The organism is Streptomyces sp. NPDC127190, assembly GCF_042672505.1.
GTDB lineage: Bacteria > Actinomycetota > Actinomycetes > Streptomycetales > Streptomycetaceae > Streptomyces.
In genome coordinates this window covers 69,349-92,534 of sequence record NZ_JBHXVE010000008.1, presented here as the reverse complement: position 1 = coordinate 92,534, position 23,186 = coordinate 69,349, and the positions used below count along the sequence as shown (strand labels likewise).

The window sequence follows — 23,186 nt, the reverse complement described above, 5'->3', positions numbered from 1 at the left end:
TCCGCGTGGTGGGTTTGGTCTGAGTGTGATCCGGGGGGGGGGCCGCCCGGGTAACCCCGGGACTCCTCGGCCGGGCCCGCGGGGGCCGGTCGGAGGAGTCCGTGATGTGCGCGCCGTACTAGGCGAGCGCCGTGAGCCGCTGTACGGCTTCCTCCAGCACCGCCGTCCGCTTGCAGAACGCGAACCGCACAAAGGGCGCGCCCGCCTCCCGGTGGTCGTAGAAGACCGCGTTGGGGATGGCGACGACCCCGGCACGCGCCGGCAGCGTCCGGCAGAACGCGAAGCCGTCGCTCTCGCCCAGCGGGCGGATGTCGGTCGTGACGAAGTACGTGCCCACGGGCCGGAACACCTCGAAGCCCGCCCGGGACAGGCCCGCCGCCAGCAGGTCCCGCTTGGCCCGCATGTCCTCCCGCAGCGCCTCGAAGTAGCTGTCGGGAAGCGCGAGCGCCTCCGCGACGGCGTACTGGAACGGCCCCGACGAGACGTACGTCAGGAACTGCTTCGCGGAGCGGACCGCCGTGAGCAGATGGGGGGCCGCCGTCACCCAGCCGACCTTCCAGCCGGTGAAGGAGAACGTCTTGCCCGCAGAACTGATGGCGACCGTCCGCTCGCGCATGCCGGGCAGCGCGGCGAGGGGCTGATGCCGGACGCCGTCGAAGACCAGGTGCTCGTACACCTCGTCGGTCACCACGAGGAGGTCCCGCTCCACGGCGAGCTCCGCGATGGCGGTGAGTTCGGCGTGGTCCAGGACGGTGCCGGTCGGATTGTGCGGGGTGTTGACGAGGAGCAGCCGGGTGCGGTCGGTGACCGCGGCCCGCAGTTCGTCGGGGTCGAGGCGGAAGCTGCCGTCGTACGGCCTCAGGGTGACCGGCACCCGGGTGGCGCCCGCCATCGCGATACAGGCCGCGTACGAGTCGTAGTACGGCTCCAGGGCGATCACCTCGTCGCCCGGCTCCAGCAGGGCGAGCAGCGCCGCGGCGATCGCCTCGGTGGCTCCCGCGGTGACCAGGACCTCGGTGTCGGGGTCGTAGGACAGGCCGTACCACCGTTGCTGGTGGGCGGCGATCGCCGTACGCAGTTCGGGCACCCCCGGCCCCGGCGGGTACTGGTTGCCGCGACCGTCGCGCAGGGCGCGTACGGCTGCCTCCCTGATCTCCTCCGGGCCGTCCGTGTCCGGGAAGCCCTGGCCCAGGTTGATCGCCCCGGTCCGCGCGGCCAGGGCGGACATCTCCGCGAAGATCGTCGTCCCGAACTCGGCGAGCCGGCGGTTCAGCGGGCCGCGCGGCTGGGTCCGCGGCGGTGTCGCGGCGGTCACGGGAGTTCCAGCGGCAGCTGCATTCCGTCCAGCGCCGTGGAGCAACGGCACCGGCGCTCTTCGGGCAGGCGCTTGACGGCTTCGAGGACGATGCCGCGCAGGTGTTCGATGTTCTGTGCGAACACCTTGAAGACCTCCTCCTGGGCGACGCTCTCCTCGGCGTCGATGCCGGCGTCCAGGTCCGTCACCAGGGCCACCGAGGTGTAGCAGAGGGCCAGTTCACGGGCGAGGACGGCCTCCGGGTGCCCGGTCATGTTGACCAGGGACCAGCCCTGGGCGGCGTACCACTGGGACTCCGCACGCGTGGAGAACCGGGGCCCGTCGATGACCACCATGGCGCCACCGTCGATCGCCTCGGCGCCGCGGGCGGCCGCCGCCTTCAGAACGGTGTCACGGCCGTCCGCGCAGTAGGGATCCGCGAAGGACACGTGGACCGCGTTCTCGTCGTAGTACGTCTGGATCCGGCCGCCGGTGCGGTCCACCAGCTGGTCGGGCACCACCACGGACCCGGGACCCAGCTCGCGGCGCAGCGAACCGACCGCGCACGGTGCCAGGATCTGACGGACGCCGAGGGAGCGCAGTGCCCAGAGGTTGGCCCGGTAGTTGATCTTGTGGGCGGGGAACGCGTGGTCCTTGCCGTGCCGCGGCAGGAACGCCACCCGGCGGCCCGCGACGCTGCCGACGGCGACCGCGTCCGACGGCCGGCCGTAGGGGGTCTCCACCTCGACGCGCTCGGCGTCGTCCAGCAGCTGGTAGAAGCCGCTGCCGCCGATCACCGCCACCTCGGCCACGGGGGTGTTATCGGATGTACCGCTCATGTGATGTCATGCCTCTTTGTGTCGAGTTCGTGATGATCGGGGGATCAGGGCCGCGTCCGCAGGTCCGCCGCGCCGAGGGTGAGCAGCTGGCAGATGGCCTCGAAACACTCCAGACGGTTGCGCGCCTGAGCGAGGTCCTCACCCCACACGGTGATGCCGTGGTCCACGATGAGCAGTCCCGGAACCACCTCCGTACGGCTGCTCACGTGCTCGGCGACCTCGGCTGCGATCCGCGGCACGTCCGGCCAGTTCGGGAAGACGGGCACGTCGGCCCGGGAGGGATCGGCGAGGCCGAGTCCCTTGAGGAGCTCGAAGTGCGTGAGTTCCAGCGTCGTACGACGGGACCGGTCACCCGCGCGGCAGGCCACCACGGTGGAGTACGGCGCATGGACGTGGATGACCGCGCCGGCCCGCGTGGTGCGGTAGACCGCGGAGTGGATCGAGGTCTCCGCCGACGCGCGCAGTCCGTCGGGCGCCAGGACCGTCTCACCGCTCTCGGCGCCGACGACGACCATGTGCTGGGCGGCGAGTTCGCCCTTGCCCAGCCCGCTGGCGGTGATCAGCGCCTTGTCCTGGTCGCTTCCGGCCAGACGCACCGACAGGTTCCCGGAGGTTCCCGGCATCCAGCCGCGCAGGTACAGGTCGCGGGCGAGCGCGGCCAGATCGGCCGCGGCCCGGTGGTCCCCGGGGTGTTCGCGGACGTCCCGGGCGTCGTGCCCGGTGGATGTCGTCATGCCGGCACCTCGCAGAGGGACAGCACCTCGTGCGACGCCAGCCGCTCGGCCCCGCCGAGTCCGGTGAGCTCGACCACCACCGCCATCCCGGCGACCTGCGCGCCGCAGGCTTCGGTCAGTTCGGCCGCGGCACCGAGGGTGCCACCGGTGGCCAGCACGTCGTCCACACACAGCACCCGGTCGCCCGGACCGATGCCGTCCTTGCGCACCTCCAGCCGGTCCTCCCCGTATTCCAGCGCGTAGCTCGCCGAGTGCACCGCCCCCGGCAGCTTCCCCGGCTTGCGCGCCAGGGTCAGCGGGACACCGGCGTGCGCGGCCAGGGCGCTGCCCAGCAGGAAGCCGCGGGCCTCGACGGCCAGGACCCGGTCGTACCGGCCACGGAACTCGTCCGCGACCCGGGCCGCCATCGCTGCCAGCAGCCCCGGTTCGGCGTAGAGACCGCCCAGGTCACGGAAGACCACGCCCGGGGTCGGATGGTCGGGAAACTCCTCCAGCAGCCCCGCTATCCGCTCCGCCAGAGCGGTGGTCCCCGCTGCCCGGCCGGCCGAGTGGCCCGGCCGGAACACCCGCTGCTCGGTCACGATCGCGGTGATCAGTTCGGCGGGTGTGACGTCGAAGGCGGGGTTGTACGCCTTGGCCCCGGCCGGTGCGCTCGGGCTCCCCTGCCAGCCGGTGACCTCGGCGTCGGCCCGCTCTTCGATCACGATCCCGGAACCGTCGGCCAGCCCCTCGTCCCAGGTGGACTCCGGGGCCACGACCACGAACGGGACGCCGTGCCGGGCCGCGGCCACGGCGAGCCCGTAGGTGCCGATCTTGTTGGCGGTATCGCCGTTCGCCGCGATCCGGTCCGCGCCGACCAGGACGCAGTCGACCAGCCCCTGCGACATGGCCGCCGCGGCGGCCGAGTCGATGCACAGGCGGTACGGGACCCCGGCCTCGCCGAGCTCCCAGGCCGTCAGGCGGGCGCCCTGGAGCAGCGGACGGGTTTCGTCGACGAGCACCTCGGCCACGCGCCCGCGCGCCGCGAGTTCCAGGATCGCGCCCAGCGCCGTCCCCACGGCGGCGGTTGCCAGCCGGCCGGTGTTGCAGTGCGTCAGGAGCCGCAGCGGCCGGGCGGGCGCGATCGACTCCACCAGCTCCACGGTCCGGGCGACGGCGGCCGAGTTCACCGCGATGTCCTCGTCCAGCATGGCCATGGCCTCGGCCAGCACGGCCTGCGGTCCCTCGTCCAGTCTGCCGAGCACGCGGCGTACTGCCCAGGCGAGGTTCACCGCGGTGGGGCGTGCCGCGGCGATGCGTTCGGCGTCGGCCCGCACCGCCGACTCGTCCCGGCGCCCGCCGGCCCAGTGCCGGTGGGCACTCTGGGCCACGCCCAGGGCCCCGGCCAGGCCGATGGCGGGGGCCCCGCGCACGGCGAGCGACGTGATGGCCTCGATGAGCTGGTCGGTGTTCTCCAGCCGCAACTGCCGGTACTCGTGCGGGAGTCCGCGCTGGTCGACGGCCACGATCGTGCCGTCGTCCCAGGCGAGTGACGCCTTGGAGGTGAGGGCGGCGCTCATGCCGACACCGCCGCACGGAGCGCCTCGGCCCGGTCGACCCGCTCCCAGGTGAAGTCGGGCAGTTCACGGCCGAAATGACCGTAGGCCGCGGTCCGGGCGTAGATCGGGCGGAGCAGGTCCAGGTCGCGGATGATCGCGGCCGGCCGCAGGTCGAAGACCTCGGTGACCGCCCGCTGGATCTCCAGCACCGGCACGGTCTCGGTCCCGAAGGTCTCCACGAACAGGCCCACCGGCTCGGCCTTGCCGATCGCATAGGCGACCTGCACCTCGGCACGCCGGGCCAGACCCGCCGCGACGATGTTCTTGGCCACCCAGCGCATCGCGTACGCGGCCGAGCGGTCGACCTTGGACGGGTCCTTGCCGGAGAAGGCGCCGCCGCCATGGCGGGCCATGCCACCGTAGGTGTCGATGATGATCTTGCGGCCGGTCAGGCCCGCGTCACCCATCGGGCCGCCGATCTCGAAGCGGCCGGTCGGGTTCACCAGCAGGCGATAGCCGGCGGTCTCCAGCTTGATCCCGTCGTGCTCGCACTCGGCCAGCACATGCTCGACGACATGGGTGCGGATGGCAGGCGTCAGCTGCGCGTCGAGGTCGACGTCGGCCGCATGCTGACTGGACACCACCACCGTGTCGAGACGAACGGCCCGATCGCCGTCGTACTCGATGGTGACCTGCGTCTTGCCGTCGGGGCGCAGGTAGGGAACGGTGCCGTTCTTGCGCACCTCGGTCAGCCGGCGGGACAGCCGGTGGGCCAGGGTGATCGGCAGCGGCATCAGCTCAGGGGTCTCGTCGCTGGCGTAGCCGAACATCAGCCCCTGGTCGCCGGCACCCTGCCGGCTCAGCTCGTCGGAGTCGCCCGGCCGGTCGGCGTCCTTGGTGCGGACCTCGTGTGCCGAGTCCACACCCTGCGCGATGTCCGGCGACTGAGCGCCGATCGACACCGAGACACCGCACGAGGCGCCGTCGAAGCCCTTCTGCGAGGAGTCGTAGCCGATCTCCAGGATCTTGTCGCGCACCAGCTGGGCGATCGGCGCGTAGGCCGTGGTGGTCACCTCACCGGCCACATGGACCTGGCCGGTGGTGATCAGGGTCTCCACGGCGACCCGCGAGGACGGGTCGGCGCTCAGCAGCGCGTCGAGGATGGTGTCGCTGATCTGGTCGGCGATCTTGTCGGGATGTCCCTCGGTGACGGACTCCGAGGTGAAAAGGCGGCGGGACACGGTGCTCCAGGGATGTGATGAGGAAAGGGGGGATGACGTCCGCTCAGCCGGCGCTGTCCAGCGCTTCCAGGCCGAGACTCTCGCGGATGAGCCGCTGCACCGTGGCACGCTCGTCGTTGAGGAAGAAGTGGCCGCCGGGGAACACCTGAACCCGGCAGTCGCCGCTGGTCAGTTCGGCCCAGCGGCCCAGCGAGCCGACCGGCGCCAGGGGGTCGGCGTCGCCACCCATGACCGTGACGGGACAGGTGAGCTTCTCGGGCTGCTGCCAGCGGTAGTTCTCGTACGCGGCGAAGTCGGCACGGATCGACGGCAGCATGAGCCGCATCAGATCGGCGTCCTGCCAGATCACCTCGGGAATGCCGTCGTAGGTACGACGCACCTCCGCCAGGAACTCCTGGTCCGGCAGATGCGAGACCGGGGGTTCGTCCTCCAGACGATGCGGTGCGGACGAGGCGGAGGCGAACAGGTGGCGGGGCCCGGTCGGCAGCAGCTGTGCGGTCTCGTAGGCGATGACCGCGCCCATGCTGTGCCCCAGGAAGGCGAACGGCCGGTCCAGCAGGGAGCCGACCTCCTCCGCCACCCGCTTCGCGATCAGGTGCATGTCGTCGAGCGGCTGTTCGCGCAGCCGGGACTCGCGGCCCGGCAGGTGCACCAGGCAGACCTCCACGTCGGGCGCCAGTTCCGGGATCCAGCGGGCGAACGAGGAGGGGCCGCCACCGCCGTGCGGTACGCAGAACAGCCGTGCCTGCGCGTCGGGGAGCGGCCGCGGGCGCTTGATCCACAGCGAGGTCGTCACGCGACCACCTGCGCGACCCGGCGAACCGTCATGATCTCTTCCAGGGCCGTACACAACCGGGCCAGCTCCTCCGGCGAGTTGTAGTAGTGAGGGGAGATGCGGAGCAGGGTGCTCAGGTCGCGCTGCTGCATGTCGACGCAGGCCGCGTTCTCCAGACACACCCAGGTGTTGATACCGGCGCGCTGGAGGCCCTCCCGGACCTCGTACGCGTCACGGTCCTCGAACGTCAGCGCGATGTTGGCGCAGCGTTCCCGGCCCCGGTCCGCCACGATGACGCCCGGGATGCCGGCGAGATCCTGGCGCAGCTTCCGCGTGAGCCGCCGGAGCAACCCCGAGGTGCGCTCCACGCCCCAGCCGAGCGCGTAGTCGATGGCCACACCCAGGCCGATACGGGAGGCGCAGTTCGTCTCCCAGGTCTCGAACCGGCGGGCACCGGGGGCCAGCCGGTAGGTGCCGGAGAGCCACTCGGCGCCGTCGAGGCCGAGAATGGCCGGCGTCAGCTGGTGGGCGATCTCCTGGCGCACATAGAGGAAGCCCGTCCCGCGCGGCCCGCGCAGATACTTCCGGCCGGTGCCCACCAGCAGGTCACAGCCGATCTCGGCCACGTCCACCGGCAGTTGGCCCACCGACTGGCAGGCGTCCACCAGGTAGGTGATGCCATGCCGACAGGCGACCCGGCCGATCTCGGCGACCGGGTTGATCAGGCCGTCGTGCATCGGTACATGGGCCACGGCTATCAGGCGCACGCGTTCGTCGAGCCGCTGCTCCAGCTCCGCCACGTCCACGAGGCCGTCCTCGTCGACCGGCAGGACCTCCAGCTCCAGATCCAGCCGCTGGGCGAGATGGAGCAGGGATATGTAGTTGCTGCCGTACTCGACCGCCGAGGTGAGAATCCGGTCGCCCGCGCGCAGCGGGATGCTGGACAGCGCCATGGCCCAGGCCCGGCTGGCGCTGTCCAGGATCGCGACCTCGAACCGGGTGCAGTTGAGCAGTGCGGCGATGGCGTCGTGCGTGTGGTCGATCGCCTCCTGGGCGTGCTCGGCCGCCTCGTACGAACCGATGCGGCTCTCCAGGTTCAGATGGCTCGTCATGGCGTCGACCACCGGCCGCGGTGCCAGCGCGGCACCGGCGTTGTTCAGATGGACCACGTGCTCCACACCGGGTGTGTCCGCGCGTGCCCTGGCCAGATCGAACGTGTCGTAGAACAAAGAGGACCCCCGTCTGGTGTTTCTGCGTGAGGCATGGCGAGTTGCAAGCTCCTATGGACCGGCCGGGCAACGCCTTAGCCGACCAGGTAGCGGAGCGCCTCCTGCCCGGCGTCTTCTGCGGCGTCCGTGTCCTCGGCGACCGGGGCGACGGCCTGCCAGCTCACCTCGACCAGTTCGCCGACGGTGGTACAGCCCCAGAACTCCGCCAGGGGCACCTTCGTCCGGAGGGCGCTCTCCGCCCGGGTGACCACCTCGAGCAGAGCCAGCGAGTCGCAGCCGACGGCCAGCAGCTCGTCCTCGTCCGCCACGTCGCCCGCCTCGGTGACCTCGGAGACGATCCGGCGGACCGTCACCCCGACCTCCTCACGGGAGAGCTGGACCTGCGGCTCGGCGCCGGTCGCCACGGCCTCCCTGCGCCGGGCGAACGAGGCGTTCACCCGCTCGATCCGCTCCGCCAGTGGAACCGTCGACACCACGCACTGGGGTTCGCCGGACAGGACGATCGCCCCCAGCAGTTCCCCACCCTGATCGGCCCTGATCGCGGTCCGGGCCGCCGCGGCACCGATCCGGGCGCTGCCGGACGCGTCGAAGCGCCACGAGTCCCAGTCGATGCTCACCCAGGGAGCACCCTGCGCCCGCCGTCGGTGGGCGTAGCTGTCGAGGTAGCGGTTGGCCGTCGTGTAGATGCCGAACGCGATACCGCCCAGGAGGGTGTCGAGGCTGGAACAGAGCAGACAGAAGTCGAGAGGCTGCGAGCGGGTGACCCGGTCCAGCACGGCGATGCCGGGAACCTTGGGCCGCAGCGCGGCGACCGCCCGTTCGGTGCTGGTGTCGGCGATGAGCGAGAAGTTCTGGCCCTCCTCGATACCGGCCGCGTGCACCACGCCGTTGATCGGCCCCCATCGCTCGTTGACCTCGGCCACCACCCGGCTCATCTGCTCTTCGTCGGCGACGTCCGCGGCGAAGGCGGCGACCTCCGCACCCAGGTCCCGCAGCCGGCGAAGCGGATCCGGGGCGTCGTCACCCTGCGCCGGCGCGCCACGACGGGAGACCAGGGCGATCCGCACGTCGCCCGACCGGGCGAGCTGCTCCGCGATCACCTGCCCGATCCGCCCCGATCCACCGGTGATCAGATAGACCCCGCCGGACTGGAGGGGGAGCGGCGCACCGGTCTTGACCTCGACCGGTTCCACGGTGCCGACCAGGCGATCCACCCCGCGGTACACCACTTCCAGCTCGTCGTCCGGGTTCGCCATCTCGGCCAGCAGCCGCGGCACCACGTCCGTCTTGGTGCTGCCGGTCGAGAAGTCGACGCAACGGCAGCGGATACCGGGGTGCTCCTGCGGGATGACACGGCACAGACCGAGCAGAGCGGAGGCCTCCAGATGGAGGGAGTGCGCGGCGCCCTGGGCGGCCTGGGCGTTCTCGGTCACCACCCAGAGCTCGGGAGTCTGGCGGGCTGCGGCGAGGGCCTGGACCACGGCCAGCACGGTCAGCGTGCCCCGTCGTATCCCGGCGTCCTGGCCGCCGAGCTGCGGGCCGTACGACCAGAGGTGGATCACCTTGCGGACCGGACCCGTCCCGGCCACGGTCCACTCGACCAGCCTGGCCGCGTCCCGCGCCTCCCCGGGGCGCACACTGACCCGGTCGGCGGCGAGGACCTGGAACCCGTCTCCCTGCTCGACGAGCACGGTGGTCAGACCCGCCGCGGCCAGCTCCGCGCGGAGCGCCTCCGTCAGCTGTCCGCCGTCGCCGAACACCAGGCATGCGCCGTCGGTCTCCGGCAGGTCGCCCAGATGGTACGGACGCGGCAGCGAGGTCCGGGACCAGGCCGGACGGTAGAGCCATTCGGCGAGCGGTGCCTGCTCCTCGGGCTCGAGCAGTCCGGCGGCGTCGGCGCTCGCCCCCGCGGCGCTCTCCACCCAGAGCCGCTCGCCCTGCCAGGGGTAGGTCGGCAGCGGAACCCGCCGGCGCCGCTCGTCCCGGTAGAGCACGGCCCAGTCCCTGGACTCGCCGCGTACCCAGCTCAGGGCGAGGCTCTCCGGCGTGACCTCGTCCGGCTCCGCGCCCTGCGCGCCGGTGTCGGGGCTGTCGCCCGTCTCGAGCCCGGGTATGTCCCCGGTGCCGTCGAGAGCGGCCGCCAGTTCCTCGGCCGAGCCCACCACGGCCGCCCAGCGGTGAGCCAGCGGGCGGCGGCCCGCGGCGAGCGTGAACGCGATGTCGGCGAGTTCGGCGTCGGGCCGTGCGGTCAGCCAGGTGCGCAGCCGCCCCTTCACCTCCGCCAGCGCTTCCTCGGTCCGGGCGGACAGCAGCACCGCGTGGCGCCGCACCGCGCTCGGCGCGGCCGGCTGCGGCGCGGGCGCCTGCTCCAGCACGAAGTGGGTGTTGGTGCCGCCCATGCCGAAGCTGCTCACGCCGGCCCGGCGCGGGCTCTGTTCCCAGGGACGCAGTTCACGGTTGAGGTAGAACGGCGTCGCCTCGAAGTCGATGTCGGGGTTGCTCTCCTCGAGGACGGCCATCGGCGGCAGCTCGGCGTTCTTCAGACAGAGAATCGCCTTGAGCAGACCGGCGATGCCGGAGGCGAAGCAGAGGTGTCCGATGTTCGCCTTCACCGAACCCAGCGAGCAGTAGCCACGCTCGTCCGTGTGGCGACGGAACGCGCGGGTCAGCGCGCGCACCTCGATCGGGTCGCCGACGAGGGTGCCCGTGCCATGTCCTTCCAGCAGCCCGATGGACTCGGCCGACACCCCGGCTTCGTCGAGCGCGGCCTGGATGACCCGGGCCTGCCCCTCGACGCTGGGCGCCGAGAAACCCGCCTTCACCCGCCCGTCGTTGTTCATGGCGCTGCCCTTGATGACCGCGTGGATGTGGTCGCCCGCGGCCAGCGCGTCCTCCAGGCGGCGCAGTACCAGCACGCCGACGCCGTCCCCCTCCACATACCCGGACGCCTTGCTGTCATAGGCCCGGGTGCTGCCGTCGGCGGAGAGGATGAAGCCTTCCTGGTGCTCGTAGGCGAGGGTCTCCGCGGTGCCGATGCTGGCGGCGCCCACCAGCGCCATCCCCGCCCGGCCCTCGCGCAGTGCCTCACAGGCGAGGTGTACGGCGGCGGCCGCGGAGGAGCAGGCGGACTGGACGTTGACGCTCTCGCCGGTCAGGCCGAGCTTGTAGGAGATCCTGGTCGGGACGGTGTCCGGACCGTTGGAGAGCTGGATCAGCATCCGCTCGGCGGCCGAGCGCTGACCGAAGTCCCGTCCCTCGTAGTAGGTGTTGGGCCCGACCGAGGTGTAGACGGCGACGTCCTGGCCCACGCGGTACGGGTCGTAGCCGGCGTCCTCCATCGCGTTCCAGGCGCACTCCAGCAGGTGCCGGTGTTGCGGGTCGAGCACCTCGGCCTCGCGCCGCGGGATGCCGAAGAACTCCGCGTCGAAGCGTCGGATGTCCTCCAGCACACCCCGGGCGAAGACCCAGCGACGGCCGCTGCTGTCCTCCTTGACCCGGGGAGAGCCGTGGCGGATGGATTCCCTGCCCGCGCGGATGTTGGCCCAGAAGTCGTCCAGGTCCGCCGCGTCGGGAAGGGTGGCTGCCATACCGATGACGGCGATCTCGGGTCGGTTCCGGCCTGTGGTCCGGTTCACTGTCGTCTATACCTCGGAGTTCTTGATGGCCTGGGCCAGGTACCGGACGGTCGGGTACTCGTAGAGCGCGGTGCTGGGCAGCCTGATGCCGAGCCGTGCCTCCAGCTGCGTCTGCGCCTGCTTGATCGAGAGTGAAGTCCCGCCCAGGTCGAAGTAGTTGTCGTCGATACCGATGGCCGGCGTCTTCAGGATGCCGGACCAGATCTCGCCGATGATCTGCTCCAGCTCGGAGACGGCGGGGATGAACGCGACGCCGAGGGGCAGTTCGTCCGCCGGCACACCGGCGCGCAGTGCGTTGCGGTCGGTCTTGCCGTTGCCGTTCATCGGCAGTCGGCCGAGACGGAACAGCTTCGACGGGATCATGTACTCGGGGAGGCGCTTGGCCAGCCGTTGCCGGAGGTCGGTGACGGTGGGGCTGGTTCCTTCGGCGGGGACCAGATAGGCGACGAGGACGCGTTCGGCGCCCTGCTGCCGGTCGACCACGGCGGCCTGCTGCACCTCGGGCGCCTCCAGCAGTGCCGACTCGACCTCGGTCAGTTCGACTCGGTTGCCGCGGATCTTCACCTGGCTGTCCAGGCGGCCCAGGATCTGGATCAGGCCGCCGGGCAGCGCACGGGCGAGGTCGCCGGAACGGTACACGCGCGCCCCCGTGCCGTCCTCGAACGGGTTCGGCAGAAAGGCCTTCTCGGTCAGGTCCGGCCGCCGGTGGTAGCCGTGGGCGAGGGCGTCGCCGCCGATGTACAGCTCGCCCAGCTCTCCCTCGGGCACCGGCCGGAGCTGTTCGTCCAGGACCCAGACGCGGGTGCCGGGCAGCGGCGGGCCGACCGGCGGCGGCGAGTACGCCAGGTCGGACTCCTCGAACACCTTGCAGCAGGTGAACACACCGGCCTCGGTGGGACCGTAGCCGTTGGAGAAGCGGATGTCCGTCGTGTGCATCGCCTTGGCGAGGTGCGGGGTGGAGACCACCTCGCCGCCGATGACGACCTGACGCAGACCGGTACCCACGAGCAGACCGTCGTCGACGATCTGGTTGAACAGGGTCGGCGTCAGCCACAGCGTGGTGACTCCGTAGCGGCGCACGGCGTCGATGACGGCGTCGGACGAGACCCGCTGATCCGGCAACAGCACCAGTCTGCCGCCGTTCGCCAGGGCGCCCCACACCTCGAGCACCGAGGCGTCGAACGAGAGGGGACAGGCCTGGAGAAAGGTCTGCTCGGCGTCGAAGTCCCCGTAGACGCCGGTACGGACGATCCTGGCGGCGGCCCGGTGCGGGACGGCGACGCCCTTGGGGGTGCCGGTCGTGCCGGAGGTGTAGATGACGTAGGCGAGATTCTCGGCCGTGGGGTGGTCCCAGGACTCGGCGGAGCCGATCCCGGAGATCTCGGGTGCGGCGTCCGCCCGGACCCGGGTGCCGTCGAGGGCGGCCAGCCGGCCGTCCGTCGTGGCAGAGGTCAGCACCACCTCCACCCCGGCCTCGCCGAGAATGGTCGACACCCGCTCGACCGGGTCGTCGGTGCGCAGGGGCAGATACGCGCCGCCGGCCTGAAGGATCCCCAGCATGCCGGTCACCATGGCGATGGAGCGCTCGACGTAGAGCCCGACGACCACATCGGGGCCTACGCCCAGCTCGCGCAGTCGCGAGGCGAGAAGGCGGGCCCTGGAATGCAATTCTCCGTATGTGACGGACTCTTCACCATGGACGACGGCGGTGGCCTCCGGAGCCGTTTCTGCATGCTTCGCAAATTGTTCATGAAGGCAGGATGTCGACCTTCCCTGAACCCGTATATGAGCGTCCTGAATCATCCAGACATCTCCCCCGTTATGTCCCACATAAGCACGCTGAATTGTCGATCCGATCTGAAGTGGACAACAGGATTATTCGCTCCGTCAAGGAGATTCCCGAGGCGAGTGGCTTGAGTCACAACGTCGGCTCGGTCGAGTCAATGGCTTGTTTTTGCCCATCCGTAAAGGGTGGAAAACCGGACAAAGAGATCCCTGTCATCTGATTCGAGGACGCCGAGTCCGGCGGTAGGCGGAGGTGATTTTCGACGTGACACAAAGCTGAAACATTTGCCCTCGCGCAAGGTGTGGGGTACGTATAGTTTCACGGGGGAGGTATCCAGTTCGTATTCGGGCCGGGTGGTACGCCCCTACGTTCCGAACCACTGGAGACTTCAATGACTCTGCTGACCACATGGGTGGATTCCGAACCGCGGAAAGCCGTCCTCCGCACGACTGATCCATCCGAGATCGCGGCAGCTCTCTCGGGGATCGGTGTGCGCTATGAACAGTGGCCGGTCCGCGACGACCTGCCCGACGGCTCCGACAGCGCCACCGTGCTGGCCGCCTACCGCGCCGAGGTCGACAAGCTGGTGGCGGAGGAGAGCTTCACCACGGTCGACGTCGTCTCGCTGTTCCCCAGCGACGCACCGGACTGGCCGGACACCGCCAAGGCCGCCCGGGAACGGTTCCTGCGCGAGCACACCCACGACGATGACGACGAGGTCCGCTTCTTCGTGGCCGGTGCCGGCATCTTCTACCTGCATGTGAACGGCGAGGTGCACGCGGTCTACTGCGAGAAGGGCGATCTGCTCGGCGTACCGCGCGGAACCACCCACTGGTTCGACATGGGCACGGTGCCCGCGTTCACGGCGATCCGCTTCTTCCACGAAGAGGACGGCTGGATCGGCAACTTCACCGGCAGTGACATCGCCACCCGCTTCCCCGACTTCGACGAGATCCACGCGGGGTACCGGGGAGAGACCCCTTGAGCCAGCGGTTCGAAGCGGACTGTGTCGTTCTCGACATCGAGGGCACCACGAGTGCCACGGGCTTCGTCGTGGACGTGCTGTACCCCTATGCGCAGGCACGGTTCGGCGCACTGCTCAGCGAGCGTGCCGACGACCCCGATGTCCGGGACGCCGTCGACCGGATCCGGGAACTGGCCGGGGAACCGGATGCCGACGCCGCACGGATCGAGCAGGTGCTGGGCGCATGGGTGAGTGAGGACCGCAAGGCCTCGCCGCTGAAGAAGCTCCAGGGCATCCTGTGGTCCGAGGGCTTCGCCAAGGGCGAGCTGGTCTCGCACTTCTACGACGATGTCATCCCGGCGATACGGGCCTGGCACGCCCGGAGGGTCCGGCTCTTCGTCTACTCCTCCGGGTCGGTCGCCGCCCAGCGGTCGTGGTTCGCGCACAGCCCCCACGGCGACCTGATGCCGCTGGTGGAAGGGCTCTTCGACACCGAGAACGCCGGGCCCAAGGTGTCGTCCGACTCCTACCGGGCGATCTCCAAGTCCATCGCCGCGGCCCCGGAACGGACTCTCTTCCTGTCCGACCGGACAGCCGAACTGGACGCCGCCCGGTCCGCGGACTGGCTGACGCTGCGGATCCGGCGCCCGGGGGAGCCGTACTACGAACAAGACACCGGTGAACACCCCGAGGCCCTGTCTTTCGCCGACATTGACGTCACCAGCGCAAGGAGTGCCCGATGACAGCGGAACACATCGATCCGGCCTCGACCGGGTCCCAGCCGGTCGCGGTGGTCGTCGACAGCTACACCACGGCCAACCACCTGCCTCCGGCCTTCGCCCGGCTCGGCGTGGCCGCTGTGCACGTACAGAGCACCCCCGAGCTGCTGACCTCCATGCCGGCCCCGAACCTGGCCGCCTACCAGGCCAACTTCATCTGCGACACGCCCGAGGACACCGCCGCCCGGCTGGCTCCGCTGGACCCCGTCTGTGTCGTGGCCGGCCAGGAGGGGCCGGGAGTGAACCTGGCCGACACCCTCTCCGCGCTGCTGGACGTGCCGACCAACGGAACCGCTCTCTCCCTCGCCCGGCGCGACAAGTTCCTGATGATCGAGACGCTGCGCCGGGCCGGGGTCCGCTGTGCCGACCAGTTCCGCAGCAGCGATCCCGGCGACCTGGTGGCCTGGGCCGAGGAGCGCGGCTCGTACCCCGTCGTGGTCAAGCCGCTGCGGTCCGCGGCGAGCAACGGTGTGGCCGTGTGCGCAGGCCCGAGCGAGATCCGCAAAGCGGCCGAGGAGATCCTCGGCGTACCGGACTTCTTCGGTCAGCCCAACCGGGAGGTGCTGATCCAGTCCTACCTGGCGGGCGAGGAGTACAAGGTCGACATGGTGTCCTACGAGGGACGCCGGTACACCTGTGGCGTCTGGCGGTACGGAAAGAGGCTCGTCGGCACCCGCAACATCTACGACCGTGACTCCCTGTGCGCGCCCGATGAGGGTCCGGTGCCCGAGATCATCGCGTACGTGGACACCGTACTGGCGGCTCTCGGCATCGAGTTCGGCCCCAGCCATGCCGAGGTCATCGTCACCCCCGAGGGTCCCACCCTGGTCGAGGTCGGCACCCGGATCGCCGGGGGCACGGTCCCGGACTTCCACGACCTGTGCCTGGGCACCAACCAGGCCGATGCGACCGCCCTCGCCTACGCCAGACCGCAGGAGTTCCTGAGCCGTCTCGCCGGACGCTCCTACCGGCGGCTCCGGCACGCGAGCCAGTACCTGGTGCCGACCACCGCGGAAGGCGTGGTCGCGGGCGTCGACGAGCAGGTGGTCCAGGAGATCGAAGCTCTGGAGACGGTCTTCCGGCTCACCGTCAAGCTCACGGCGGGGGACCGGATCCGGCCGACCGTCGACCTGCCCAGCGCGACCATGGTGGTCCACATGGCCGGTGACCACCCCGCCGCCCTGGAACGCGACCACGAGCGCATCCGGCAGCTCAAGGACCGGGTCTACCGGCTCGCCTAGGGCCTTTCTTTCGGATCAGGTCGGCTTCGGCTGGCGGTGCCTTCTCGGCCGACCTGTGCGTGCCAGGGCCCGCGACGCCGGCACGATCCGAAAGAGAGGCCCTAGTTCGCACCGGAGCACGGCCGGGTCTGGTCCGCAGCCGCTTCCCACCCTTACCGAGCCACCCAGGCAGAACCACCCAGGAGACCTCAGCATGCCCACAGAACCGAACCCCTCTACGTTGCTGCTGGTCGGCGGGGCCCGAGCGATTCCGCTCAGCATCGACATGACGGTCCAGGCCCTGTCCCAGGCCGGTTCCCGCGGGATTCGTGCCCATGTGACCAGTGAGGCGGCCTCCCTGGCGGGCACGCCGGACGTCGTGGCGCTGGCGGACGCCGCTTCCGCGGTGGACTTCTCGCAGCCCGGGACGACCGCGCAGTGGGCCGCGGACCGGGTGGCCGAGGGCGACCGCTTCGACCTGGTGTTCGGCATCCAGGAAATGGCACAGACCGCGGTCGCCGAGACCGCCGAGGCGATCGGCGCACCGGGCAACCCGCCCGAGGTGATCCGGCGGATCCGCACCAAGGACGCCTGCCGGGAGGCACTTGCCGCGGCGGGGTTCCCGCAGCCCGCCGTACGGCTCTGCGCCGACCAGGCGGAGGCGGCCGCGTTCCTGAGGGAGACGGCCGGCCCCTGGATCGTCAAGCCCCGCGACGCGATGGGCAGCGTCGGGGTGAGCCAGGTCTCCGACCCCGCACAACTTCCCGCGGCGCTGGCGCTGTTGCCGAGCGCCGAACCGTTCCTGGTGGAGGAGTTCGTCGAAGGCCCGGAGTACAGCGTGGAGGGCGTCTTCCAGGGCGGGAAGCCCACCATCCTCGCCATCACCGCGAAGGAGAAGGTCGCCCCGCCGTTCTTCGTCGAGGTGGGGCATGTGCTGCCGGCCGAGCTGGATCCGGCCGTGCAGACCGAGATCGAACAGCAGGTCGGCGACGCTCTGACCACGCTGGGGCTGCGCTTCGGAGGCTTCCACGTCGAGCTGTGGCTCACACCGGCCGGCGTGGTGCTCGGCGAGGTGCACGGCCGGTTCGGCGGCGACTGGATCCACCGGATGCTCGCCCACGCCATCCCCGGACTGGAACTCTTCGGCGTCATCTACGACGACATGCTCGGCCGAGCCGACACCTCCCACGAACTGCGGCCGGTACGCGGCGCGGCGGCCCGCTACCTGACACCACCTCCCGGCCGGCTGACGGCAGTCGAGGGCTGGGACGAGGTGCGGGCGCATCCGGCCGTGCTGTACGCCGCCCTCACGGTCGAGGTCGGTGACCGGATCAACCCGGTCCAGAAGTCCGGCGACCGGGTGGGAGTGGTGGTCGTCGGAGCGGACACCCCCGCCGCCGCCCGGGAACTGGCGCTGGAGCTGACGTCCTCCGTGCGTTTCGTGGTGGAGTCATGAGCACCACCACACCGGCCCGGCCGAGCAGGGGACCGGTGGCCAAGGCCTTCGGCTCACTCGGCCGTTCGCTGGTCCCGGGCTCGAAGCAGGGCCGTATCGTGGCCGTCGGCGCGGCGGCGGACTCGATCGCCAACGGCCTCTATCTCGCCGCGGCGACGCTCTACTTCGTGCACTTCCTCCATGTGTCCGCCGTGGCCATCGGCAGCGCCATCGCGCTCGCGAACGTCGTCGGCCTGGCCACGCCGATGATCTTCGGTCCGCTGGCGGACCGGTACGGCTCGCGCACCGTCTACGTGGGGCTGACCCTGGTCCGGGCGGCCGGCTTCGTCGCCTACGGGTTCGTCACGAACTACGTCGGCTACCTGATCGTCACCTGCCTGGTCACCGGTGCCACCCGGGCCTGCTCACCGCTGCTCCAGGTCATCGTGGGCGAGTTCGAGGCGGGCACCGAGCGGACCCGGACGATGGCGTCGCTGCGTGCGATCGGCAACATCGGCCTGACCGTCGGGTTCTTCCTGGCGGCCGTGGTGCAGGCGGCCCAGTCCCGGATCGCCTTCATCGCGTTCTTCTGCTTCAACGCGGTCGTGTTCGTGGGCGTCGCCCTCTCCGTGGTGACGGCGGGACGGGTGGCCGCCCCCGCCGCTCCGGCGCCCGTCGAGGCCACGCCGCACGGCGCCGATCCACCCGCCGCGCCCGCCAGGTCGCCGTACCGCGACCTGAGGTTCCTCGTCGTCACCTGCGCCAACGGCGTGCTGATGCTGCACGACTGCGTGCTGTTCATCCTGCTGCCGCTGTGGATCGTGCAGCGGGCCGGGCTGCCGGCCAGCGTCAGCTCCGGGCTGCTGGCCGTGAACACCGTGCTGACCGTCGTCTTCCAGATGGCCATCGGCCGGCTCGCCCAGGGCGTGGACAAGGCGCTGCGCATCCTGCGGTTCGCCTGTGTGTGTCTGGTGCTCGCCTGTGCCTGCTTCGCGGGCGCGGACGGGCGCAGCACACTGCCGGCGCTGGGCGGAGCGGTCGTGGCCGTCGCCCTGCTCACCGCGGGGGAGAACCTGCACGCGGTCGCGCGCTGGGAACTCTCGTACGAGATGTCACCGCCCAAGGCCCGCGCCCAGTATCTCTCCCTCTTCAGCACGGGCATGAGTGTGCAGCTCGTGGTGGGCCCCTTCCTGATGACCGCCGTCCTGCTGCCGATCGGTGCCCTCGGCTGGCTCGCGCTCGCCGGACTGTTCGCCGTGGCGACTCTGGTCACCGTGGTCGCGGCCCGGCCCGCGTCCGTGGCCACGGAACGCAGCGGTTAGGATGCCGGCCGGGTGCCCCGGCTTCTGCTGTCCTTGTCTTCTTCAGGACAGACGGCATTTCCCAGAGCGAAGCAAGTGAAGAGCGAACTCGCGCGAGAGGCGGCTCGTCTTGGCTGTTGATTTCGATGCGCTCCGTAAGGACTTTCCGATCCTCGAGCGGAGGATCCGCGACGGAGCGCGCCTGGTCTACCTGGACTCCGGTGCGACCACCCATAAGCCGCTCCAAGTCCTCGACGCCGAGCGGGAGTTCTACGTGACGCGGAACGCCGCTGTGCACCGGGGCGCGCACCAGCTCGCGGAAGAGGCCACAGAGGCCTACGAGGAGGCGCGGGCGACGATCGCCCGATTCATCGGGGCCGCGGAGAACGAGATCGTCTTCACCAAGAACGCGACCGAGAGCATCAATCTCGTCGCCTACGGGCTCGGCAATTCCCGATTCGTCGGACCCGGTGACAAGATCGTGGTCACCGAAATGGAGCACCACGCCAACCTGGTGCCCTGGCAGCAACTGGCCGAGCGGACCGGGGCCCAGCTCGACTGGTTCGGGCTGACGGACGACGGACGGCTCGACCTGGACGGCATCGACCGGCTGATCGACGACCGCACCAAGGTCGTCGCCCTCACCCACCAGTCGAACGTCCTCGGCACGCTCAACCCGGTCCGGCTCATCGCCGACCGAGCGCACGCCGTGGGTGCGCTCGTGCTGGTCGACGGCGCCCAGTCCGTGCCGCACCGCCCGGTCGACGTCACGGAGCTCGGCGCGGACTTCGTCGCCTTCTCCGGCCACAAGATGCTCGGTCCCAGCGGGGTCGGCGTCCTGTGGGGCCGGCGTGCGGCTCTGGAGTCCCTGCCGCCGTTCCTCACCGGCGGTTCGATCGTCGAGATCGTGGAGATGGACCGGACCACGTTCCTGCCGCCGCCGCAGCGGTTCGAGGCCGGTGTGCCGATGACGGCACAGGCGGTGGGGCTGGCCGCGGCCGTCGACTACCTGAGCGCGGTCGGTATGGCCGAGGTGGCGGCGCACGAGGAAGCGCTGACCGCGCGCACCCTGGAACTCCTCACCGAGATCCCCGGGGTGCGGATCGTCGGCCCGACCGACCTCGTCGACCGGGGGTCAGCGGTCTCCTTCACCGTCGAGGGCATCCACCCGCACGACCTCGGGCAGGTGCTGGACGACCGGGGCGTGGCCGTCCGGGTCGGTCACCACTGCGCCCGCCCGATCACCCGCCGCTACGGCGTTCCTGCCACGGCACGGGCCACCTTCTATCTGTACAACACCTTGGACGACGTGGACGCGCTGGCGGCCGGCGTCCGGGCGGCGCAGGCGTACTTCGGCTGAGACGGCGACCGGTAGCCCCCATCAGCCGTACGTGCGTGAGCAGTTGAGGTGGCGGCGCTGCGGGCAGGCGCCGAACCGGCGGCGCGCCGAGCGCGGGCGGGTCACGGGGTCGTGCTCCGGGTGAGGATCACGGCGTACCGGCACTCGGTGTCGGTGGTGTTGGCGAAGACGCGGTCGGTGGGCTCGCCCAGCTCGACGGTGTCGCCCGCCTCGAGTTCGTGCACCGTGCCGCCGTCGTGGAAGGTGAGGCGGCCGTCGAGGACCCAGACGAGCTGTCGTACGAAGGCGAAGGCGGCGGCCGGATACGGCACCCGGGCGCCGGCCGGCAGCCGGATCTCGGCGACCTCGGCGGGGAAGCGCGCGCTGGTGATCTGGCGGCGCCGGTAGCCGGTCGCCGGGTCGCGCCACTCCGCCCGGTCCGCCACGCGGCGCACGCCCGCCACCGGCTCGCCGTCGTCCGGTGTCCCCTCGGCGAGGGCGAGCAGCGAGGCCACGCTGAGCCGGAAGGCGGCGGACAGCTTGCCCAGCACGACCGCGGTGGGGCTGCTCTCCGCGCGCTCGATCCGGCTGATCATCGCCTGCGACACCCCGGAGGCCTCGGCGAGCTGGGCCAGCGTCCACCGGCGGCGTTCCCGTTCGGTCCGGACACGGGCTGCGATCCGCTCCACCAGGGGATCTACTATGTTGGACATGGCTGCAATATACGCAAGAGACGGTGCCGTCGTGACGGTGCGTCCCGCCCGGCCCGGCGACGTGGAGGCCGTCCGCGCGATCCGCAACCACGCCATCGAGCACTCGACCGCCCTGTGGACGCAGACCCCGCAGACCTCCGCCGAGGCGGTCGCCTGGCTGGCCGCCCACCTCGCACGCGGTTCGGCCTTCGTCGCCGAGACCGGTGGCGAGGTCGCCGGGTTCGCCGTCTACGGCCCCTGGCGGCCGCTGGACGGCTACCGCCACACGGTGGAGAACTCGGTCTACGTCCGCGAGGGCCGGCACGGACTCGGCATCGGCTCCGCCCTGCTGGCCGCCGTCGTCGCCGCCGCCCGGGACGCCGGCCACCATGTCATGATCGCCGGCATCGAGGCCGGGAACACCGCCTCGATCCGGCTGCACGAGCGGTTCGGGTTCCAGCACGCCGGCACGGTCGCCGAGGCCGGTACCAAGTTCGGCCGCTGGCTGGACCTGACGCTCATGCGGCTGCCGCTGGACTGAGCCGAGGGCGCGTGCCCGGGGCCGCGCGGCCACCGGCGTTCGCCGCCGACGGCCCCAACCCTGCACGTCCGTACGCATGTTGCCCGGTCCACGCGGCAACAAGCGTACGGCGTACGGAGATCCACGACACCTCGGCAAGTGCTTGACGGAATTTCCACCACCGGGTGACACTGCTGCTGCTTTTGACGTCCCTCGCTACGTCAGTGCACAACCTGGAGAGCTCATGTCCGTGGAACAGCCCGCCCTCCCCTTATCACGAAGCGCCACCGAGGTTCGCCAAAGCGACCTACCCGCCGTGCTCGACGGGTTCGACCTCAGCGATCAGGACCGGTTCGGCGACGGTTTTCCCCACGAGGTCTTCGCCCGGCTCCGCCGGGAAGCCCCCATCCTGCTGCACCCGCCCGGCCGTACCCGCGACGGCGAGAACTTCTGGGTGCTCTCCCGCTACGCCGACGTGGTCGAGGCCGCGGCCCATCCGCTGCTGTCCTCCCAGGGTGGCGGCGACCGCAAGGGCGGCGGAACCCACCTCGACGACCTGCCCGCCGGCACCTACTCCGGCGCGATGCTCAACATGATGGACGACCCGCGCCACCGGCTGCTGCGCGACCTCGTCACCCCCTCGGTCACCGGCCCCGTACTGGACGCCCTGACCCCGCTCATCACCGAACGCGCCGAGCGAATCGTCTCCGAGGTCGTGGAGCGCGGCTCCTGCGACTTCCAGAACGACGTCGCCGGCCGGTTCTCCGTCGAGGTCATGGCCGCACTGCTCGGCGTACCGCGCGCGGACTGGCCGCAGTTCGTCGACTGGACCGAAGTGGTGATGGGCTACGAGGACCGCGAGTCCGGCGAGGCCTCCTCCCGCAGCCAGGCCGCCCTGCTGGCCATGTACGAGTACGGCGTGAAACTGATCGCAGAGAAACGGGCGAACCCGGCACAGGACTTCCTGTCCCTGGTCGCCGTCGGCGACCTGCCCGCGGACCAGGGCGAACCGCCGCTGCGCGAGTACGAACGCGAGGTGTTCGTCAACCTGCTCACCCTGGCCGGGAGCGAACCCACCCGCAATGTGATCGCGGTGGGACTTCAGGCCCTGGCCGAACGGCCGGACCAGTGGCAGGCGCTGCGCGCCGACCGCTCCCTGCTGGGCAGCGCGGTCGAGGAGATGATGCGCTGGTCCACGCCGACGCCGTACAACCGGCGGACCGCCACCGAGGACTTCACCTTCCGCGATGTGCAGTTCCGCCGCGGGGACAAGGTGACGCTGTGGTGGTCCTCGGCCAACCGGGACGAGAGCGTGTTCACCGACGCCATGACCTTCGACGTGCGCCGGGACCCCAACCCGCACCTGGCCTTCGGCTGGGGGCCGCACAGCTGCCTCGCCACCGATCTGGCCCGCCTCGAACTACGCACGCTGTTCGGCGCGTTGCTCGACCGGGTCGCCGAGGTGCGGCTCACCGGCCCGGTGCCCTGGGCCAACAACAGCAAGCACACCGTGGCGCTGCGCGTGCCGGTGGAGTTCGTCCGGGCCTGACGCCGGCCGGGCCCTGGCGGCAACGCCCTGAGCGGAGAGACGCCGAGCACACGGGCGTCGAGTAGACAGGCGGCGAGCGGAGAGGCGCCGGGCGGAGCGGCCCCTTGGCGGGGCCCAGGCCGCCCCATGCCCTGCCGCACGCGGCGGACGCCGTGACCACGACCGCCGCGGCGGTCCGGGGAACCGTGGTCACGGCGCGCCCGCCGCCCGCACGCGCCGGGTGGGGAGCGCCCGTACGACCGGACGCTCCGGCCTGCCCGCGACGCCGCCGGCGCGGTCCGCCCCGAGCGCGCGCCTGCCCGGCAGTTCCGACGTG

The 23,186-nt window shown here is 70.9% G+C and carries 18 protein-coding genes; 8 read left to right on the top strand and 10 right to left on the bottom strand.

All coding sequences use genetic code 11. The features are described from left to right. Nucleotides 1-118 precede the first annotated feature (118 nt). The 9 genes from ACFVIU_RS14915 to ACFVIU_RS14875 all read right to left on the bottom strand — a co-directional run bounded on the left by ACFVIU_RS14915 (nt 119) and on the right by ACFVIU_RS14875 (nt 13,088). Nucleotides 119-1,315: a pyridoxal phosphate-dependent aminotransferase gene (locus ACFVIU_RS14915; RefSeq protein ID WP_385842845.1), complete on the bottom strand. Its 1,197-nt coding sequence runs from the start codon at nt 1,313-1,315 to the stop codon at nt 119-121. Further along, a complete protein-coding gene (locus ACFVIU_RS14910) occupies nt 1,312-2,133 on the bottom strand; it encodes an S-methyl-5'-thioadenosine phosphorylase (RefSeq protein WP_385842844.1) in 822 nt (273 codons plus the stop codon). Before ACFVIU_RS14910 ends, ACFVIU_RS14915 begins: the two co-directional genes overlap by 4 nt. A gap of 44 nt (nt 2,134-2,177) precedes the next feature. Then, entirely contained in the window at nt 2,178-2,867 is a 690-nt protein-coding gene (gene mtnB, locus ACFVIU_RS14905; RefSeq protein WP_385842843.1) for a methylthioribulose 1-phosphate dehydratase, read from the bottom strand. Next, nucleotides 2,864-4,426, bottom strand: a complete 1,563-nt coding sequence (mtnA, locus tag ACFVIU_RS14900; RefSeq protein ID WP_385842842.1) for an S-methyl-5-thioribose-1-phosphate isomerase — start codon at nt 4,424-4,426, stop codon at nt 2,864-2,866. The genes mtnB and mtnA overlap by 4 nt, the downstream gene beginning before the upstream one ends. Beyond that, a complete protein-coding gene (metK, locus tag ACFVIU_RS14895) occupies nt 4,423-5,646 on the bottom strand; it encodes a methionine adenosyltransferase (RefSeq protein ID WP_385842841.1) in 1,224 nt (407 codons plus the stop codon). The genes mtnA and metK overlap by 4 nt, the downstream gene beginning before the upstream one ends. Before the next feature lie 43 nt (nt 5,647-5,689). Then, the gene (locus ACFVIU_RS14890) at nt 5,690-6,442 is read right to left on the bottom strand and encodes a thioesterase II family protein (RefSeq protein ID WP_385842840.1); all 753 of its coding nucleotides are present in this window, start codon (nt 6,440-6,442) and stop codon (nt 5,690-5,692) included. Next, nucleotides 6,439-7,650, bottom strand: a complete 1,212-nt coding sequence (locus ACFVIU_RS14885; RefSeq protein WP_385842839.1) for an aminotransferase class V-fold PLP-dependent enzyme — start codon at nt 7,648-7,650, stop codon at nt 6,439-6,441. Before ACFVIU_RS14885 ends, ACFVIU_RS14890 begins: the two co-directional genes overlap by 4 nt. 74 nt (nt 7,651-7,724) lie before the next feature. Continuing rightward, the gene (locus ACFVIU_RS14880) at nt 7,725-11,285 is read right to left on the bottom strand and encodes an SDR family NAD(P)-dependent oxidoreductase (RefSeq protein ID WP_385842838.1); all 3,561 of its coding nucleotides are present in this window, start codon (nt 11,283-11,285) and stop codon (nt 7,725-7,727) included. Between the two features lie 6 nt (nt 11,286-11,291). Continuing rightward, nucleotides 11,292-13,088 carry an amino acid adenylation domain-containing protein gene (locus ACFVIU_RS14875; RefSeq protein ID WP_385842837.1) on the bottom strand — a complete coding sequence of 599 codons (1,797 nt, stop codon included), beginning with the start codon at nt 13,086-13,088 and terminating at the stop codon, nt 11,292-11,294. A gap of 374 nt (nt 13,089-13,462) precedes the next feature. On the opposite strand from ACFVIU_RS14875, the gene ACFVIU_RS14870 reads away from it, so the two are divergent. From ACFVIU_RS14870 to ACFVIU_RS14845, 6 genes are all read left to right on the top strand, one after another. Further along, nucleotides 13,463-14,056 carry an acireductone dioxygenase gene (locus ACFVIU_RS14870; RefSeq protein ID WP_385842836.1) on the top strand — a complete coding sequence of 198 codons (594 nt, stop codon included), beginning with the start codon at nt 13,463-13,465 and terminating at the stop codon, nt 14,054-14,056. Beyond that, nucleotides 14,053-14,778: an acireductone synthase gene (mtnC, locus tag ACFVIU_RS14865; RefSeq protein WP_385842835.1), complete on the top strand. Its 726-nt coding sequence runs from the start codon at nt 14,053-14,055 to the stop codon at nt 14,776-14,778. The genes ACFVIU_RS14870 and mtnC overlap by 4 nt, the downstream gene beginning before the upstream one ends. Further along, a complete protein-coding gene (locus ACFVIU_RS14860; RefSeq protein ID WP_385842834.1) occupies nt 14,775-16,055 on the top strand; it encodes an ATP-grasp domain-containing protein in 1,281 nt (426 codons plus the stop codon). The genes mtnC and ACFVIU_RS14860 overlap by 4 nt, the downstream gene beginning before the upstream one ends. Nucleotides 16,056-16,248: 193 nt before the next feature. Next, nucleotides 16,249-17,490 (top strand): ATP-grasp domain-containing protein, encoded by a 1,242-nt coding sequence (locus ACFVIU_RS14855; RefSeq protein WP_385842833.1) that lies wholly within the window; start codon nt 16,249-16,251, stop codon nt 17,488-17,490. Beyond that, entirely contained in the window at nt 17,487-18,791 is a 1,305-nt protein-coding gene (locus ACFVIU_RS14850) for an MFS transporter (RefSeq protein WP_385842832.1), read from the top strand. Before ACFVIU_RS14855 ends, ACFVIU_RS14850 begins: the two co-directional genes overlap by 4 nt. A gap of 109 nt (nt 18,792-18,900) precedes the next feature. Beyond that, nucleotides 18,901-20,130 (top strand): cysteine desulfurase, encoded by a 1,230-nt coding sequence (locus tag ACFVIU_RS14845; protein WP_385842831.1) that lies wholly within the window; start codon nt 18,901-18,903, stop codon nt 20,128-20,130. Between the two features lie 101 nt (nt 20,131-20,231). On the opposite strand, the gene ACFVIU_RS14840 is transcribed toward ACFVIU_RS14845, so the two are convergent. Further along, nucleotides 20,232-20,822 (bottom strand): helix-turn-helix domain-containing protein, encoded by a 591-nt coding sequence (locus tag ACFVIU_RS14840; RefSeq protein ID WP_385842830.1) that lies wholly within the window; start codon nt 20,820-20,822, stop codon nt 20,232-20,234. On the opposite strand from ACFVIU_RS14840, the gene ACFVIU_RS14835 reads away from it, so the two are divergent. Beyond that, nucleotides 20,821-21,342 (top strand): GNAT family N-acetyltransferase, encoded by a 522-nt coding sequence (locus tag ACFVIU_RS14835; protein WP_385842829.1) that lies wholly within the window; start codon nt 20,821-20,823, stop codon nt 21,340-21,342. The genes ACFVIU_RS14840 and ACFVIU_RS14835 overlap by 2 nt on opposite strands. A gap of 295 nt (nt 21,343-21,637) precedes the next feature. After that, on the top strand, nt 21,638-22,870 hold the full coding sequence (locus ACFVIU_RS14830) for a cytochrome P450 (RefSeq protein WP_385842828.1): 1,233 nt from the start codon (nt 21,638-21,640) through the stop codon (nt 22,868-22,870). The last annotated feature ends 316 nt before the right edge of the window (nt 22,871-23,186 follow it).

Bases quoted from the DNA above. Each gene is read 5' to 3' on its own strand.
- ACFVIU_RS14910 (WP_385842844.1), bottom strand. From the start codon at position 2,133: ATGAGCGGTACATCCGATAACACCCCCGTGGCCGAGGTGGCGGTGATC.
- mtnB (WP_385842843.1), bottom strand. From the start codon at position 2,867: ATGACGACATCCACCGGGCACGACGCCCGGGACGTCCGCGAACACCCC.
- mtnA (WP_385842842.1), bottom strand. From the start codon at position 4,426: ATGAGCGCCGCCCTCACCTCCAAGGCGTCACTCGCCTGGGACGACGGC.
- ACFVIU_RS14875 (WP_385842837.1), bottom strand. From the start codon at position 13,088: ATGATTCAGGACGCTCATATACGGGTTCAGGGAAGGTCGACATCCTGC.
- ACFVIU_RS14870 (WP_385842836.1), top strand. From the start codon at position 13,463: ATGACTCTGCTGACCACATGGGTGGATTCCGAACCGCGGAAAGCCGTC.
- ACFVIU_RS14860 (WP_385842834.1), top strand. From the start codon at position 14,775: ATGACAGCGGAACACATCGATCCGGCCTCGACCGGGTCCCAGCCGGTC.
- ACFVIU_RS14855 (WP_385842833.1), top strand. From the start codon at position 16,249: ATGCCCACAGAACCGAACCCCTCTACGTTGCTGCTGGTCGGCGGGGCC.
- ACFVIU_RS14850 (WP_385842832.1), top strand. From the start codon at position 17,487: ATGAGCACCACCACACCGGCCCGGCCGAGCAGGGGACCGGTGGCCAAG.
- ACFVIU_RS14835 (WP_385842829.1), top strand. From the start codon at position 20,821: ATGGCTGCAATATACGCAAGAGACGGTGCCGTCGTGACGGTGCGTCCC.
- ACFVIU_RS14840 (WP_385842830.1), bottom strand. From the start codon at position 20,822: ATGTCCAACATAGTAGATCCCCTGGTGGAGCGGATCGCAGCCCGTGTC.